This window comes from Arthrobacter mobilis (assembly GCF_012395835.1).
Taxonomy (GTDB): Bacteria; Actinomycetota; Actinomycetes; order Actinomycetales; family Micrococcaceae; genus Crystallibacter; species Crystallibacter mobilis.
Map to the genome: position 1 here is coordinate 226,533 of NZ_JAAZSQ010000003.1, position 16,388 is coordinate 242,920.

Annotated in this window: 12 protein-coding genes; 5 read left to right on the plus strand and 7 right to left on the minus strand. The window is 69.4% G+C overall.

Features of this window, described 5'->3' with window-relative positions:
- Positions 1-127 precede the first annotated feature (127 nt).
- Positions 128-754 (minus strand): 30S ribosomal protein S4, encoded by a 627-nt coding sequence (gene rpsD / locus HGG74_RS05840; RefSeq protein WP_168485392.1) that lies wholly within the window; start codon positions 752-754, stop codon positions 128-130.
- Between the two features lie 314 nt (positions 755-1,068).
- Here rpsD and dtd point away from each other — a divergent pair, with 314 nt between their 5' ends.
- A complete protein-coding gene (gene dtd / locus HGG74_RS05845) occupies positions 1,069-1,521 on the plus strand; it encodes a D-aminoacyl-tRNA deacylase (RefSeq protein ID WP_168485393.1) in 453 nt (150 codons plus the stop codon).
- A 36-nt stretch (positions 1,522-1,557) separates the two neighbouring features.
- On the opposite strand, the gene HGG74_RS05850 is transcribed toward dtd, so the two are convergent.
- Positions 1,558-2,985: a replication-associated recombination protein A gene (locus HGG74_RS05850; RefSeq protein ID WP_168485394.1), complete on the minus strand. Its 1,428-nt coding sequence runs from the start codon at positions 2,983-2,985 to the stop codon at positions 1,558-1,560.
- 164 nt (positions 2,986-3,149) lie between these two features.
- Entirely contained in the window at positions 3,150-4,937 is a 1,788-nt protein-coding gene (gene aspS, locus HGG74_RS05855) for an aspartate--tRNA ligase (RefSeq protein ID WP_168485395.1), read from the minus strand.
- Between the two features lie 247 nt (positions 4,938-5,184).
- Here aspS and HGG74_RS05860 point away from each other — a divergent pair, with 247 nt between their 5' ends.
- The gene (locus tag HGG74_RS05860; RefSeq protein ID WP_312856759.1) at positions 5,185-6,426 is read left to right on the plus strand and encodes an APC family permease; all 1,242 of its coding nucleotides are present in this window, start codon (positions 5,185-5,187) and stop codon (positions 6,424-6,426) included.
- Here HGG74_RS05860 and hisS read toward each other — a convergent pair.
- Positions 6,404-7,759 carry a histidine--tRNA ligase gene (hisS, locus tag HGG74_RS05865; RefSeq protein WP_168485396.1) on the minus strand — a complete coding sequence of 452 codons (1,356 nt, stop codon included), beginning with the start codon at positions 7,757-7,759 and terminating at the stop codon, positions 6,404-6,406. The two genes, HGG74_RS05860 and hisS, sit on opposite strands and share 23 nt — an antisense overlap.
- 97 nt (positions 7,760-7,856) lie before the next feature.
- Here hisS and HGG74_RS05870 point away from each other — a divergent pair, with 97 nt between their 5' ends.
- The 3 genes from HGG74_RS05870 to HGG74_RS05880 all read left to right on the plus strand — a co-directional run bounded on the left by HGG74_RS05870 (position 7,857) and on the right by HGG74_RS05880 (position 10,933).
- The gene (locus HGG74_RS05870) at positions 7,857-8,675 is read left to right on the plus strand and encodes a peptidylprolyl isomerase (protein WP_312856760.1); all 819 of its coding nucleotides are present in this window, start codon (positions 7,857-7,859) and stop codon (positions 8,673-8,675) included.
- Positions 8,676-8,762: 87 nt separating this feature from the next.
- The gene (locus HGG74_RS05875; RefSeq protein WP_168485397.1) at positions 8,763-10,193 is read left to right on the plus strand and encodes a DUF349 domain-containing protein; all 1,431 of its coding nucleotides are present in this window, start codon (positions 8,763-8,765) and stop codon (positions 10,191-10,193) included.
- A 113-nt stretch (positions 10,194-10,306) separates the two neighbouring features.
- Positions 10,307-10,933, plus strand: a complete 627-nt coding sequence (locus tag HGG74_RS05880; RefSeq protein WP_168485398.1) for a type IV toxin-antitoxin system AbiEi family antitoxin — start codon at positions 10,307-10,309, stop codon at positions 10,931-10,933.
- 10 nt (positions 10,934-10,943) lie between these two features.
- Here HGG74_RS05880 and HGG74_RS05885 read toward each other — a convergent pair whose 3' ends face one another.
- The 3 genes from HGG74_RS05885 to secD all read right to left on the minus strand — a co-directional run bounded on the left by HGG74_RS05885 (position 10,944) and on the right by secD (position 16,266).
- Positions 10,944-13,154, minus strand: coding sequence for a RelA/SpoT family protein (locus tag HGG74_RS05885; protein WP_168485455.1), 2,211 nt, complete (start codon positions 13,152-13,154; stop codon positions 10,944-10,946).
- A 326-nt stretch (positions 13,155-13,480) separates the two neighbouring features.
- Positions 13,481-14,527, minus strand: coding sequence for a protein translocase subunit SecF (gene secF, locus HGG74_RS05890; protein ID WP_168485399.1), 1,047 nt, complete (start codon positions 14,525-14,527; stop codon positions 13,481-13,483).
- The gene (gene secD, locus HGG74_RS05895; protein WP_168485400.1) at positions 14,527-16,266 is read right to left on the minus strand and encodes a protein translocase subunit SecD; all 1,740 of its coding nucleotides are present in this window, start codon (positions 16,264-16,266) and stop codon (positions 14,527-14,529) included. The genes secF and secD overlap by 1 nt, the downstream gene beginning before the upstream one ends.
- Positions 16,267-16,388: the final 122 nt, after the last annotated feature.

Sequence of the window (16,388 nt, forward strand, 5' to 3'; positions counted from 1 at the left end):
GCGTGATGCACCTACGTATGTACCTTACCTACCGGACAGCCCGCGGCGCGTGCCGCGGGCTGTCCGGTCTGTAAGTCGCTGACGCGCTATGCAGTTATTGCTACCGCGCATCGCGGGGCAGGCGTGCTTAGCGGGCGTAGTATTCGACCACCAGCTGCTCTTCGCAGGTCACCGGGACCTCGGCGCGCTTGGGGCGGCGGACCAGGCGGGCCTGGAGCTTCTCCAGCTGCACGTCCAGGTACGGCGGAACGTTCGGCAGCACGTCGCGGTGCGCACCGGCGGCGGCCACCTGGAACGGCGCCATGACCTCGCTGCGGCTGTGCACGTGGATCAGCTGGCCCTCGGAGACGCGGTAGGACGGGCGGTCCACGCGTGCGCCGTCAACCATGATGTGGCGGTGCACGACCAGCTGGCGGGCCTGGGCGATGGTGCGGGCGAAGCCGGCACGCAGCACCAGGGCATCAAGACGCATCTCCAGCAGCTCGACCAGGTTCTCGCCGGTCAGGCCCTTGGTGCGCTTGGCTTCCTCGAAGGCACGGGTCATCTGTGCCTCGCGGATGCCGTACTGGGCGCGCAGACGCTGCTTCTCCCGCAGGCGGACGGCGTAGTCGCTGTCCTGCTTGCGGCGGGCGCGGCCGTGCTGGCCGGGAGCGTACGGACGGCGCTCCATGTACTTCTCGGCCTTGGGGGTCAGGGCAATGCCAAGCGCGCGCGAGATACGCACCTTGCGGCGGGCTCGTGTGTTGTTAGCCACGATGTCCTTCCAATTCATGCGGCGATGGGTGTTGCTGGCCTCCGTGATGGAGAGCGTCGGTCAACCGCTACCTTGAGCTACAGTCCGTCCGCGGCACACAAAACCACCCGGGAAAACAGGTGGATTGGGTGCTCAGCCGGACGGCTTGCCAGTCAGCGAATAATTCTAGCACCTCCGCCACGTCGGAATTGGCCGGTTGCCGCCGCCTCCGGAAGGAAACTGGCCGGCAGATGGGGCCATGGGCCAGTTCCTGGCCGCATCCTGCCACCGCCCGCTGCGCTCGCGGCGGGGCCCTCGGCGCCTAGGCTGGAGGGATGCGAGCAATTCTCCAGCGGGTCTCCCGCGCCAGTGTCAGCGTCGACGGCGAGGTGGTCGGCGCCATCGACCGTCCCGGACTCGTGGTCCTGGCCGGCGCCACCCACACCGATACCGAGGAGGACGCCCGGGCCCTGGCGGCCAAGATCTGGACCCTGCGGATCCTGGCCGGGGAACGCTCCTGCGCGGACGAGGACGCGCCACTGCTGGTGGTCAGCCAGTTCACCCTCTATGCCGATACCCGGCGCGGGCGGCGCCCGTCCTGGTCTGCGGCCGCACCGGCGGAACTGGGCGAGCCGCTGGTGGAGGCCTTCGTGGCGGCGCTGCGGGAGCTGGGCGCGACGGTGGAGACCGGCCGCTTCGGCGCCATGATGCAGGTAGCGCTGGTCAACGACGGGCCGGTGACCATCAGCCTCGACACGGCGGACTTCGCCGCACCCCGCCGCACCTGACCCCTTCCCCGCCGCTCCCCCGCCCGCATGCCGGGCTCAGGACCCGCGGACTATCTTCCGCAGCCGCTCCAGCCGCGCGGCGATCTCGCGTTCGGCCCCGTTCGCGGTGGGTTCGTAGTAGTTGCGCCCCACCAGGTCATCCGGCGGGTACTGCTGCCGGGCAATGCCGTGCGGCTCGTCGTGGGCGTAGACGTAGCCCTTGCCGTGGCCAAGCTGCTTGGCTCCGGGATAGTGCGCATCCCGCAAATGGGCGGGGATCCCCTGCCCGCGGCCGGCCCGCACATCCGCGACCGCGGCGTTGATGCCGTTGTAGGCTGCGTTGGACTTCGGTGCGGTGGCAATGTGGACCACCGCCTCGGCCAGCACGATCCGGCCCTCGGGCATGCCGATCAGCTGCACGGCCTGGGCAGCAGCGACGGCGGTCTGCAGCGCCGTCGGATCGGCCATGCCCACATCCTCGGCGGCCGAGATAATGATCCGCCGGGCCACGAACCGCGGGTCCTCCCCCGCCTCGAGCATCTTGGCCAGGTAGTGCAGGGCCGCGTCGACGTCGGAGCCGCGCAGCGACTTGATGAACGCGCTCGCGACGTCGTAGTGCTGGTCCCCCGCCCGGTCGTAGCGCAGCGCGGCGACGTCCAGCGCACGTTCGGCATGCTGGAGTTCGACCACGACCGGCCCGGCGCCGTCCGTTCCGGCACCTTCCGCCGCGCCGCCGCCGGCCTCTCCCCAGGCGACGCCGGCGGCGGCTTCCAGGGCCGTGAGCCCGCGCCGGGCGTCGCCGGCGGCGAGCCGGACCAGATGTTCCAGCGCTTCGTCCGTGAGCCGCACCCGGCCGCCCAGCCCGCGCTCGTCGTCGACCGCGCGCAGCAGCAGCCCTTCGATATCCGCACTGGTCAGCGGCTTGAGCGTGAGCAGCAGGGAACGCGAGAGCAGCGGCGAGACCACCGAGAAGGACGGATTCTCCGTGGTGGCGGCCACCAGGACCACCCAGCGGTTCTCCACCCCCGGCAGCAGCGCGTCCTGCTGGGCCTTGTTGAAGCGGTGGATCTCGTCCAGGAACAGCACGGTGGTGGTCCGGTGCAGGTCCCGGGCGGTCAGGGCCTCGTCCATGACCCGGCGCACGTCCTTCACGCCTGCGGTAATCGCCGACAGTTCCACGAACTTGCGGCCGGGGCCGCGGGCGATCACGTGCGCCAGCGTGGTCTTGCCGGTGCCCGGCGGACCCCACAGGATCACCGAGGACGGCCCGGCCGGACCGCTGCCGCTGCCGCCCGCCGCCAGCAGCCGCAGTGGGGAACCGGGCTGCAGCAGGTGCTGCTGGCCCACCACCTCGTCCAACGTCCGCGGACGCATGCGCACGGCCAGCGGGCTGCGCGGGTGGGCCGGCTGCCAGGCGGCCTCGGAGGGGACGTGGCCGGGTTCCTCCAGGGGCGTCTCGTCGGCGGCGCTGAACAAATCACTCACTCCCCAAGGCTACTGCCCCGCTCCCGCCGGAAAAATCGGCCGCCGCGGACCAGAGCCTCCGGCCGCCCCCGCGGACCGGGACGGCCCTGCCGCGGATCTGCGGACAGAAAGGTGGCCGGCAGATGCAGGACATCTGCCGGCCACCTTTGCGGGGCGGGGAAGGGTTAGCTGCCGGAGGACTGGGACTTGTCCTTGGGCTGCGGCTTGGCGTCCACACCGGCTTCCTTGCGCTGCTGGGGGGTGATGGGCGCCGGGGCGTCGGTGAGCGGATCGTGGCCGCCGCCGGACTTCGGGAAGGCGATCACGTCGCGGATCGAATCCGAGCCGGTGAGCAGCTGGAGCACGCGGTCCCAGCCGAAGGCAATACCGCCGTGCGGCGGGGCACCGTACTTGAAGCCTTCCAGCAGGAAGCCGAACTTCTCCTCGGCCTCCTCGTGGCCAATGCCCATCACCTTGAACACGCGCTCCTGCAGGTCCCGCTGGTGGATACGGATCGAACCGCCGCCAATCTCGTTGCCGTTGCAGACGATGTCGTAGGCGTAGGCGAGGGCGTTCTCCGGGTCCTGGTCGAAAGAGTCCATGAACTCGGGCTTGGGCGAGGTGAAGGCGTGGTGCACCGCGGTCCAGGCGGAGTAGCCCAGGGCCACGTCGCCGGAGGCGGTCGCGTTCGTCGCCGGCTCGAACAGCGGAGCGTCCACGACCCAGACAAAGGCCCAGTCGCCGTCGTTGACCAGGCCGGTACGGTGGCCGATCTCCACCCGGGCTGCGCCCAGCAGGGCGCGCGATTGGGCACGGTCCCCGGCGGCGAAGAAGATACAGTCGCCCGGCTTGGCGCCTACGGCGCCGGCCAGGTTCGCACGCTCGAAGTCCGTCAGGTTCTTGGCCACCGGGCCGGTCAGCTCGCCGTCTTCCTGGATCAGGACATAGGCCAGGCCCTTGGCGCCGCGCTGCTTGGCCCACTCCTGCCAGGCGTCCAGCGTGCGGCGGGCCTGCGACGCGCCGCCGGGCATGACCACCGCGCCCACGTAGGGTGCCTGGAAGACCCGGAAGGTGGTGTCCTTGAAGAAGCCGGTCAGCTCGGTCAGCTCCAGGCCGAAGCGCAGGTCCGGCTTGTCCGTGCCGTACTTGTCCATCGCCTCGGCATAGCTCATCCGGCGGATCGGCAGCGGGATTTCGACGTCGATCAGCCGCCACACGGCCTGCACGATCCGCTCGCCCAGGGCGATGATGTCATCCTGGTCGACGAAGCTGGCCTCGATGTCTAGCTGGGTGAACTCCGGCTGCCGGTCGGCGCGGAAGTCCTCGTCGCGGTAGCAGCGGGCGATCTGGTAGTACTTCTCGAACCCGCCCACCTGCAGCAGCTGCTTGAACAGCTGCGGGGACTGCGGCAGCGCGTACCAGGAGCCCGGGGCCAGCCGTGCCGGCACCAGGAAGTCGCGGGCGCCCTCCGGCGTCGAACGGGTCAGGGTGGGGGTCTCGATCTCCACGAATCCGTCGGCATGCAGCAGATCGCGGGCCACCCGGTTGGCCTCCGAGCGCAGCCGGATGTTCCGGGCCGGGGCCGGACGGCGCAGGTCCAGGTAGCGGTGCTTCAGGCGGGCTTCCTCGCCCACCTCCACATGCTCGTCGATCTGGAACGGCAGCGGTTCGGACGTGCTGAGGACGACGACGTCCTCGGCGATCACCTCAACCTCGCCGCTGGCCAGCGCCGGGTTCTCGTTGCCCTCCGGACGCTTCTCCACGGTGCCCTTGATCTGCAGGACGTACTCGTTGCGCAGGCCATGGAAGACCTGCTCCTCGCGCACCACCACCTGCGCAATGCCCGACGCGTCGCGCAGGTCCAGGAAGGCAACACCGCCGTGGTCGCGCCGGCGGGCCACCCACCCGGCGAGTGTGACGGTTTGTCCGATGTGCTCGGCCCGCAGCGTGCCGAGTTCGTGTGTGCGCAGCACAACATTCCTTCCAGTAGAACCCTTGGGAGCAAAGCCACCGGACGAACCCCGGATGGACACGGAACCGTGCGCCGGGAATCCGAAAGGAGGTGGCTAGAGTGGGTATAGACAAGTCCTGAACGAGTTTACCGTTGATCGTGCCGGTGCCCCACACACTGCTGCGCCGCCGCCTCCCCGCGGCAGCGCCGGCGGACCGGGCCATGCACGCGGCGCGCTGTCCAGTACCAGAGGATCGGGTGGTCTCGACGTGAGCAGTGAATCGTCCCTGGAACGCAGGCTCGGCGGCGTGGACGCCACCACCATCGGCATCGGTTCCATGGTGGGTGCCGGCGTATTCGTGGTCTATCCGCCGGCCGCCGCGGCCGCCGGCAACTGGCTCCTGCTCTCGCTGGCGATCGCCGGCCTGATCGCGTACTGCAACGCGTCCGCCTCGGCACAGCTGGCCGCGGTCTATCCCACCAGCGGCGGCACCTACGTCTACGGCCGCGAACGGCTGGGCGACTGGCCGGGCTTCCTGGCCGGCTGGGCGTTCGTGACCGGCAAGATCGCCTCCTGCGCCGCGATGGCCCTGGCCTTCGGGCTGTACGTGGCCCCCGGCTACGCCACGCCGGTGGCGGTGGCGGCCGTGGTCCTGCTCACCGGCATCAACCTGCTGGGCATCACCCGGACCGCGTGGATGACCCGCTGGTTCATCTCCATCGTGGCCGCAGTGCTTGTGTTCGTGATTGTGGTCGCCTTCAACGAACCGCCCATCGTCAGCGGCGCGGCGGCGGTGACGGTCACGCCCTACGGCGTGCTGCAGGGCGCCGCACTCTTCTTCTTCGCCTTCGCCGGCTATGCGCGCATCGCCACCATGGGCGAGGAGATCCGAGACCCGAAACGGCTGATCCCGGTGGCCATCGGGGCGGCGCTGGCGCTCACCTTCACCCTGTACTTCCTGCTCGGGGCCGGGCTGCTGCGTTTCCTGGGACCGGAGCTGCTGGCCACCACGCCCGCCCCGCTGCACACCGTGATGGAACGGGTCGGGGGCGGCATCGGCACCGGCGCGGTGGCGGTGGCCGCCGCACTGGCCTGTCTGGGCGCCCTGCTGGCGCTGATCGCCGGGGTTTCCCGGACCATGCTGGCGATGGCCCGAGAGCGCGACCTGCCGCATGTGCTGGCGTCGGTCAGCCGGCGCTTCAACGTGCCCTGGCTCGCGGAGGTGACGGTGGCTGCCGCCGTCATCTGCCTGCTGCTGACCCAGGACGTGCTGGCGGTGGTCGGCCTGTCCAGCTTCGGCGTGCTCATCTACTACGCGGTGACCAATGCCTCCGCGCTGACGCTTACCGACCGCCCGTGGCACCTGCCCAAGGCGCTGAACTGGCTGGGCCTGGCCGGCTGCCTGGCGCTGGCCTTCACCCTGCCGCTGCCCTCGGTGCTGGCAATGGCAGGGGTGCTGGCCGCGGGAGTGATCGGGCGGGCGGTGCTCAAGCCGTCCCGGTTGCGCTGATCCTGGGCGCCAGGTCCTCGGCCGGCGGCATCCAGAGCTCGGGATCGGCAGGCACCTGCTCGCCCGAGCGGATGTCCTTGACCTCGTGCGTGAGCGTGCCGTCATCGGAGTGGCCGGTGAACCAGACGAACGGGATGCCGCGGCGGTCGGCGTACTTGATCTGCTTGCCAAACTTCTCAGCCTTGGCAGCGACCTCGGTGCTGATTCCGCGGCTGCGCAGCGCGGCGGCCACGTCCTGCGCCTGGGACCAGCTGTCGTCATTGGCCAGGGCGACCAGCACTGCGGTGGGGACTTCGCGGGAGGCCGCGGCCAGCTGCTGGCCCAGGATGCGCATGACCAGGCGCGTGACGCCGATCGAGAGCCCGACGCCGGGGAACGTGCGGTTGCCCTTGGCCGCCAGTGCGTCATAGCGTCCGCCGGAGCAGATGGAGCCGAGCTGTTCGTGGCCCACCAGCACGGTCTCGTAGACGGTGCCGGTGTAGTAGTCCAGGCCGCGGGCGATGCTCAGGTCCGCAATGACCTTGCCCGGCACGCGCCGGCAGGCCTCGCCGATCACCTGTTCCAGCTCGGCCAGGCCCTCCTCCAGCAGTTCGTCCTCCACGCCCAGGGCGCGCACCTGCGCGACGAAGGAGGTGTCCTCGGTGCGGATGCCGGCCAGCTGCAGCGCTGCCTTGGCCTGCTCCGGCGTGGCGCCGAGCTCCTCCTGGAGCAGCTCGGCTACCTTCTCCGGGCCCACCTTCTCCAGCTTGTCGATGCTGCGCAGCACTCCGGCGGTGTCCGTCAGGCCGATGCCCCGGTAGAAGCCTTCGGCCAGCTTGCGGTTGTTGACCCGGATCCGGAAGTCGGGAATCGGGAGGGCGGAAAGCGCTTCGGCCATGACCAGCGCCAGTTCGACGTCGTAGCGGAAGGGCAGCTCGCCGTCGCCGACGACGTCGATATCCGCCTGGGTGAATTCGCGCGCGCGCCCTTCCTGCGGACGCTCGCCGCGCCAGACCTTCTGGATCTGGTAGCGGCGGAACGGGAATGCCAGGTAGCCGGCATTCTCCACCACGTAGCGGGCGAACGGCACGGTCAGGTCGAAGTGCAGGGCCAGCTTGTCCTGGTCCGGGGCCCCGGGGTCGTCCTCGGCCTGCAGCCGGTGCAGGCCATAGACCTCCTTGTCGATCTCGCCCTTGCGCAGCAGCTGCCCGATGGTTTCCACCGCGCGGGTTTCGATGGAGGAGAAACCGTGCAGTTCGAAGGTGCGCCGCAGTGTGTCCAGCACATGCAACTCGACCAGCCTCTCCTGCGGAAGCCATTCAGGGAACCCTGACAGGGAGGCCTTTCGTGCCATGCGGGTGCATCTCCTAACAGAACGTAAGCAACAGGACAACCAGGAACGCCGTAATGCATAGACTGGCTGCTGGTTCAGTTTAAGGCGAGGAGGGTCAGTGGCAGCAAACCGGCCGGACAGGCAGACGCGCCGCCGGATTGCGCAGATGGAGGCCAGGCGTGCCCTGCGCAATGACCAGGCCAGGCGGCGCCGGCGGGACAACGTCGTCGCCGGCATCGCGCTGGCTGCCGCCGTCACCGCCGGTCTGGTGCTGCAGCTGGCGGTGTTCGGGAGCAATCCCGCCGAGCAGTTCCGGACCCTGGAGGAAGGCCTGCAGGTGCCGGAAACCGGCACCTCGGCTACCCCCCAGGCATCTGCAGGAAATACTGCCTCCGCGGCCAATATTCCCTCCGCCGATCTGGCCCGGGGCAAGACCTTCACCGGCACCCTCGCCACCAATCAGGGCGAGATCCAGGTCCGGCTCGACGGCAGCAAGGCCCCGCAGGCGGTGTCGGTCTTCACCACGCTGGCCGGGGAGGGATTCTTCGCCGGCAAGACCTGCCACCGGCTCACCACCGCCGAGTCCATGGGCGTGCTGCAGTGCGGTTCCGTGGACGGCGCCGGCGCCGGCGACCCGGCCTACCAATGGGGACCGGTGGAAAACAGCCCGGCGGACGGCTCCTACCCGGCCGGGACCATCGCCGTCGCCCGCGGCCAAAGCACCTCCAGCAACGGCACGCAGTTCTTCATCACCTGGAAGGACAGCACGATTGCGCAGGATACCGGCGGCTATACCGTCATGGGCAGGGTCACCGGCGGCATGGACGTGCTGCGCAAGATTGCCAAAGGTGGCGTAAAGGAACCCGGCAGCCGGGACGGAGCGCCTAAGATACCGGTATCCATTAAGTCGTTTACGTTGAAGGAGAGCCCGAACTAGGCAACCAGCACCTCCGGACACAACCAGGCTACTCCCGGGGCCGCAGCACCGAAGCTGCCCCAACCAACAAGCGAAAGAGTTTTAGCGGTGACCAACAGTCAGAAATCCGACGAAGCAACCGACTACACCACGGACGCAGCCGCACAGCCGGCCGGCGACAGCGGTGCCGCGGCCAAGCCCGCGCCCCGTCCCACCCCTGCGGCAATCGCGCCGAAGCCCGCGGCAGCCCAGCCGGTCGTGGCCGCGCCCGCGGTACAGTCCACTCCCCTGTCCGAGGCCGCCAAGTGGGGGCGCGTCTCCGAGGACGGCCACGTCTTCCTGCTCCTCGACGGCGAGGAACACCCGGTGGGCCATTACCCGGATGCGTCCCCCGAGGAGGCGCTCTCCTACTTCGTGCGCAAGTACGACGACGTCGCGGCCCAGATCGCGCTGCTGGAGCAGCGCGTGGAGGCCAAGGCACCGGCCGCGGATATGCAGAAGACGCTCTCCCACCTGCAGGAACAGCTGACCGAGCGGCATATGGTCGGCGATGTCCCGGCGCTGCAGGCGCGGCTCGACGCCCTGGGGGCCGCCATTGCGCAGCTGCAGCGGAACGAGAAGGCCGAGCAGGAAGCGGTGCGCGCCGCCGAGCTGGCGGCCCGGGAGGCCATTGTGGCCGAGGCCGAGGAGCTGGCGGCCAAGGATCCTGCCACCGTGCAGTGGAAGTCCAGCAGCGCCCGGATGAACGAACTGTTCGAGGCCTGGAAGGCGGCGCAGAAGAACGGCGTCCGGCTCGGCCGGGCCACCGAGGACTCGCTCTGGAAGCGCTTCCGGTCGGCCCGCACGGTCTTCGACCGGCACCGCCGCGCCTACTTCAGCCAGCTGGACAGCGACAACGCGGCCGCCAAGGCAGCCAAGGAAGCGTTGATCGCCCGGGCCGAGGAACTGTCCACCTCCACGGACTGGGGAGCCACTGCCGGCGAATACCGCCGGCTGATGGACCAGTGGAAGGCTTCCAAGCGGGCCAGCCGCAAGGACGACGACGCGCTCTGGGCCCGCTTCCGGGCCGCCCAGGACAGGTTCTTCTCCGCCCGCCAGGCGGCCAACCAGGCAGTGGACCGGGAGTATGCGGCCAACCTGGTGGTCAAGGAGGGCCTGCTCGCCGAGGCCCAGACCCTGCTGCCGGTCACGGACCTGGCCGCAGCGAAGAAGGCGCTGCAGTCCATCCGGGAACGCTGGGAAGAGGCTGGCAAGGTCCCGCGGGCCGACATGCAGCGGGTCGAGGCCGGCCTGCGCAAGGTCGAGGACGCGGTCAAGGCCGCCGAGGACGAGCACTGGCGCCGCACCAATCCGGAAACCCAGGCCCGGACCAGCAGTGCCCTCAGCCAGCTGGAAGCGGCGATCGAGTCGCTCGAGGCGGATCTGGCCCAGGCCGAGCAGAAGGGCGACGAACGCGCGATCGCCGAGGCGCGTGAAGCGCTGGCGGCCCGCCGGCAGTGGCTGGAAACGCTGCAGAAGGCCGCCCAGGACTTCGCCTAGGAGTGGCTTCCTGTCCTACACATTGCGGGGGCGGGGCATAGGTGGTGGATGTTGTCCACAACCTAAGCCCCGCCCCCTCTCGTTGCCCTGCCGGCTCTGGCAGGCTGGCAGGCATGGTCCCGCCCACGTACGCCGCAGCTGCCGCCCCGGACGGGCCTGAGGCCCGCCGCGCGGAGCTGGTCCTGCGGCCGGGGCGGATGCATACGCTCAACGAGCTGCGCGCCATGCGGCTGGAGGGGCTGGTGGAGAACATCTACGGCCCGGCCTATGTCCGCGCCGGCGATCCGGTCACAGCCGCCCACCGCGCGCTGGCCGCACAGGCGGCGCTGCCCGGGCAGATCCGCGCGAAGGTAGTGATCGGCAGGCTCAGCGCCGCCTGGATCTACAGCTGTGCACCGGCACCGCAGAAGGTGGCCGTGCTGCTGGACCACCGCTTCCGCACCACCTCGCAGGGACGCTGCCGCACCGTGGCCATCCACGAGGTCTCGCTCGGCCCGCTCGATACCACCACCATGGGCCGAGTCCCGGTAACCGCTCCGCTGCGCACCGCGCTGGATATTGCCCTGCACGCCGCGGAGGAACCGGCGGTCCAGGCACTGCGCGCCCTGGCAGCGGACAGCAGCCTGGAGTGTCCGCTGGACTACATCAGGCAGGCCCTGCAGGCCAGGAGCCGGCTGCCGGGCAAACGGCAGGCACTGGAGCGGATCGAGCGCGTGCTCGGCCGCCTGGCCGGAGCGTAGGCGTCCGCTGTCAGCGGCGCTGGGAGCCGGTGGTCCGGTAGACGTCGAAGACGCCGTCGATCCGCCGCACCGCGCTGAGGATGTGGTTGAGGTACTTCGGGTCCCCCATTTCGAAGGAGAACCGGGAGATCGCCAGCCGGTCCCTGGAGGTATGTACCGTGGCCGAGAGGATGTTCACCTGGTTCTCGGCCAGTACCCGGGTCACGTCCGACAGCAGGCTCTTGCGGTCAAGTGCCTCGACCTGGATTTCCACCAGGAAGACGCTGGACTGGGTGGGGGCCCACGCCACCCGGACCATCCGCTCCGGCTCGTCGCGCAGGTGGCTGACGTTGCGGCAGTCCTCGCGGTGCACGGAGACGCCGGCGCCGCGGGTAACAAAGCCGACGATCGGATCCGGCGGGACCGGCGTGCAGCAGCGGGCCAGCTTGACCCAGACATCCCCGGTCCCCACCACCGTGACGCCGGCGTCGGCGGACTTGGGCCGCTTCGGCGGGCTGATCACCGGGGACGGCAGTTCCTCGGGCTCCGGGGGGCCGCCGAGCAGCGCCACCAGGTGCTCGATGACGTTCTGCGCGGAGGTGTGCCCGTCCCCCACGGCCGCGTACAGCGCGGAGATGTCGGCGTGGTGCAGTTCCTGGGCCACGGCGGTCAGTGCGTCGTGGGTCATCATCTTCTGCAGCGGCAGGTTCTGCTTGCGCATCGCGCGGGTGAGCAGGTCCTTGCCCTTCTCGATCGCCTCTTCGCGGCGTTCCTTGGTGAACCACTGGCGGATCTTGTTGCGCGCCCGCGGGCTCTTGACGAACGACTGCCAGTCCTGGCTGGGCCCGGCGCCTTCGGCCTTGGAGGTGAAGATCTCCACCCAGTCGCCGTGCTGCAGTTCGCTGTTCAGCGGCACCAGCTTGCCGTTGACCCGGGCACCGATGGTCCGGTGCCCCACCTCGGTATGGACGGCGTAGGCGAAGTCCACCGGGGTGGACCCGGCCGGCAGGGCCATGACCTCGCCCTTGGGGGTGAAGACGAAGACCTCGCGGGCATTGATCTCGAAGCGCAGCGAGTCCAGGAATTCGGCAGGGTCGCTGGTTTCCTGCTGCCAGTCCACCAGGCTGCGCAGCCAGCCCATGTCCCCGCCGTCGGCCGTGCCGCCGCGGGCAGCGTCCTTGTACTTCCAATGCGCGGCGACGCCGTACTCGGCGCGCCGGTGCATCTCGTGCGTGCGGATCTGGATTTCCACCGGCTTGCCGCCGGGGCCGATCACCGTCGTGTGCAGCGACTGGTACATGTTGAACTTGGGCATCGCGATGTAGTCCTTGAAGCGCCCCGGCAGCGGATTCCACCGCGCGTGCAGGGCGCCCAGGGTCGCGTAGCAGTCGCGGACGGTGTCCACCAGCACGCGGATGCCCATCAGGTCGTGGATGTCGTCGAAGTCCTTACCCCGCACGATCATCTTCTGGTAGATCGAGTAGTAATGCTTCGGCCGGCCGGTGATCGTGGCCTTGATCTTCACCGCCCGCAGGTCCTCGCCGATCCTGGTCCGCAGCATGGTCAGGTACTTCTCGCGCTCGGGGGTGCGTTCCCCGACCATCCGCACGATCTCGTCGTAGACCTTCGGGTGCAGGGCCGCGAAGGACAGGTCCTCCAGTTCCCACTTGATGGTGTTCATGCCCAGGCGGTGGGCCAGCGGAGCGAAGATCTCCAGGGTCTCCCTGGCCTTCTTGGCCGAGGACTCCGGGGAGACAAAGCGCCAGGTGCGGGCATTGTGCAGCCGGTCGGCGAGCTTGATGACCAGGACACGGATGTCCTTGGCCATGGCCACCACCATCTTGCGCACCGTCTCGGACTGGGCCGCGTCCCCGAACTGCACCTTGTCCAGCTTGGTGACCCCGTCCACCAGCATGGCCACTTCCGGGCCGAATTCGGCGCGCAGCTGCTCAAGCGTGTAGTCGGTGTCCTCCACCGTGTCATGCAGCAGGGCCGCTGCCAGCGTGGTGCCGGTCATGCCCAGTTCGGCCAGGATGGTCGCCACGGCCACCGGGTGGGTGATGTACGGGTCGCCGCTCTTGCGCTTCTGCCCGCGGTGGCTGCGCTCGGCCACGACGAAGGCGCGCTGGATCAGGTCGAAGTCTTCCCGGGGGTTGTTGGCCCGGACGGTGCGCAGCAGCGGTTCCAGGATGGGCGAATAACCGGCCGTGGCGCGCCCGGTGAGCCGGGCCAGGCGGGACATGGTCCGTTCGCGGCGGCCGGGAAACGCATGCTTGACGGGTGCCTGGGGCACGGCTGGCACAATGGCCGCCGTCGTGGATGCCCCGGACGGCGCAGGGGCAGGCCCGGCGGCCGGTTTGGTTCCGGCTACCTGGTCCTGGGATCCGGTTTTTTCCGCCAAGTAGTGCCCCGCTTTCCGGCACGGCCCCGGGATTCTCGGTTATCCCGGGCCGGCGCCCACCCGCTGCTGCAACATCCGATCGTTCTAGTCTATGCCGGAGGGCCGCCCGGCGGACACCACCGGCGGCCCTCCGGCTTGACTCGCGTCCGGTGCCCTGTCCGGGGCCGTCAGCCGGCGGGAGCCGCTGCTTCCGCCGGCTGGCGCCCGCGGCGCGCCTCGACCTTCTTCGCCTGGGCCACCAGTTCAGGCTCCCGCGCACGCAGCACGGCGTACATCGGGGCGGCGATGAAGATCGTCGTTGCCGTGCCGATGATGATGCCGATGAACAGCGACAGGGACAGGTCCTTGAGCGTACCGGCACCGAGCAGGTAGGCGCCGATGAACAGGATCGCGGCCACCGGCAGCACCGCCACCACCGAGGTATTGATGGAACGCACCAGGGTCTGGTTGACGGCCAGGTTGACCTCTTCGGCGAAGGTGCGGCGTGTGGAGTCCTTGATGTCCTCGGTATTCTCGCGGACCTTGTCGAAGACCACCACCGTGTCGTAGAGCGAGTAGCTGAGGACGGTGAGGAAGCCGATGATCGCGGACGGAGTCACCTCGAAGTCGCTGAGCGAATACAACCCCGCGGTAAGCACGAGCACCACCACCATGCCGGTGAGGGCGGCCGCGGACATCTTCCACGTCCTGAAGTAGATGGCCATCAGCACCGCGGCCAACAGCACGAAGACCACCAGGCCCCACACCGCCTGCCGGGTCACGTCGGCGCCCCAGGTCGGTCCGACGAAGGTGGAGGTCACTTGGTCGGCCTCCACGTCGTAGGCCTGGACCAGCGCATCGCGTACGGCCAGCGTCTCGTCGTCGCTGAGCCGGTCCGTCTGGATCCGCATGGTGTTGGGGGCAATGTTGGTCACCCGCGCTGCGGCAGAAGGCACCACCGAGGTGACCGCCTGCTCGCCCTCGGCGGCGTCCGTGTTGGAGGTCTGCGACACCGTGAACTCGGAGCCGCCGCGGAACTCGATGCCCAGGTTGAAGCCACCCTTGACCAGCGGCACGATGATCGAGACGAACACCGCGGCCGCGGCGATCAGGAACCACAGCCGGTGCCGGCCGACGAAATCGTAGGAGCGCTTGCAAAAAACATCAGTTGCTCTCCTTGTCCGTGCCGCGGCCAACGGCACTNGCTCGTTGCCGAAGGTTGCGAAATTGGGCATCAGTTGCTCTCCTTGTCCGTGCCGCGGCCAACGGCACTGGCCTCACGTTGCTGGCCGGCCTGGCGCTGCTGCTCGGCCTTGCGCTCGGCGATGGTCTGGCGCCTGGCCGCCTCGGCGGCAGCGCCGGTGTTCCTGGTCCGCACCTTGGATCCGGCCTCCGCAGGCTGGCGGAGCCGGCCGGCGCCGCGGTAGAGCGGCACCGCGCCCAGCAGCCGCGGGTCCAGGCCGGACAGCCGGTGGCCCTCGCCGAAGAACCGGGTCCGGGCCAGCAGCACCATCACCGGGTGGGTGAAGAGGAAGACGACCAGCAGGTCGGCCACCGCGGTCAGGCCCAGGGTGAAGGCGAAGCCGCGCACGTTGCCCACCGCCACGAAGTACAGCACGACGGCGGCCAGCAGGTTGACGGCCTTGGAGGCCAGCACGGTGCGCTTGGCGCGCTTCCAGCCGTTGTCGACGGCGGAGACCAGGCCCCGGCCCTCGCGCAGTTCGTCGCGGATACGTTCGAAGTAGACGATGAACGAGTCGGCTGTCTGGCCGATGGCCACGATCAGGCCGGCCACGCCGGCCAGCGACAGGCGGTAGTTCTCGGTCCAGCCCAGCAGCGCGATCGCCAGGTAGGTCAGGCCGCCGGCCACCACCAGGGAGGCGATCGTGACCAGCCCCAGCAGCCGGTACTGGAAGAAGGAGTACACGGCCACCAGAGCCAGGCCGATCAGGCCGGCGAGCAGGCCCATCTTCAGCTGCTCGGCGCCCAGGGTGGCGGAAATCTGCTGCTCGCTCTGGATCTCGAAGCTGATCGGCAGCGCGCCGTACTTGAGTTGCTCGGCCAGGACACGCGCGGACTCCTCGGTGAAGTTGCCGGTGATCTGCGGCTTGCCGTCCGGAATCACCGCGTTGGTGGTCGGGGCGGAGATGACCTGCCCGTCCAGCACGATGGCGAACTGGTTCTTCACCCCGGTCAGGCCAAACAGCCGTTCGGTGACATTCTTGAAGGCCTCGGTGCCTTCGCCGTTGAACTCGATGTTCACGGCCCACTGGTTCAGGCTCTGGCCCTGGGTGCCGCGGACCTGGCCGAAGCTGGCCGAGGCGATATCGGTGCCGGGCACCTCCACCGGGCCCAGGATGTACTTCATGCCGGTATCCGGCTCGCAGGCAATGATCGGCTTGGCCGGATCGTCCGGCCCGGTCTCCTCCGCGGCTGCCGGGTCAAGGCATTCGGCCGCCTCGAACTTTTGGAACAGTTCGGGGGTCACCCAGTTGTCGTCGCTGGCGTTGGCGGGTTTGCCGCTGGGCGCCGGAAGCTCGTCCTTGGGCGTGCGCTCTGCCTTGGGCACGGCCGCACCGGGGGCTGCGGCCAGCACCGGGCGGAACTCCATGTTGGCGGAGGCCTGGATCAGCTCGCGGGTCCTGGTGTCCGGCACGCCGGGCAGGCTGACGACGACGTTGCGCCCGGACTGGGTGCTGATCTCGGCCTCGGCCACGCCCGAACCGTCCACGCGCTGGCGGATGATCTCCACCGCCTGGTTCAGCTGCTCGGCCGTGATCTGGTCCCCTGCCCCCTGCACCTTCGGGGCCAGGATCATCTGGGTCCCGCCCTCGAGGTCCAGGGCCAGCTTGGGGGCCCAGCTGGCCTGGCCGGACATCACGCCGCCGGCCAGGGCAGCCGTCAGGGCAGCGAACAGGACGGTAAGCCAGATGAGTGTCCGCCTGGCTGCGGAAGTGGAGCGGGATCGTGCCATGGATGGTCTTTCCTTCATCGGCTGGTACCGCTGCAGGCCCGGGCGGACACTGCGGCATGGCGCTGGCGGGGAGCCTTCCTGCGCCGGGTGAAAGTCCTCAGGACGTTGCCGGGCAGCCGGTA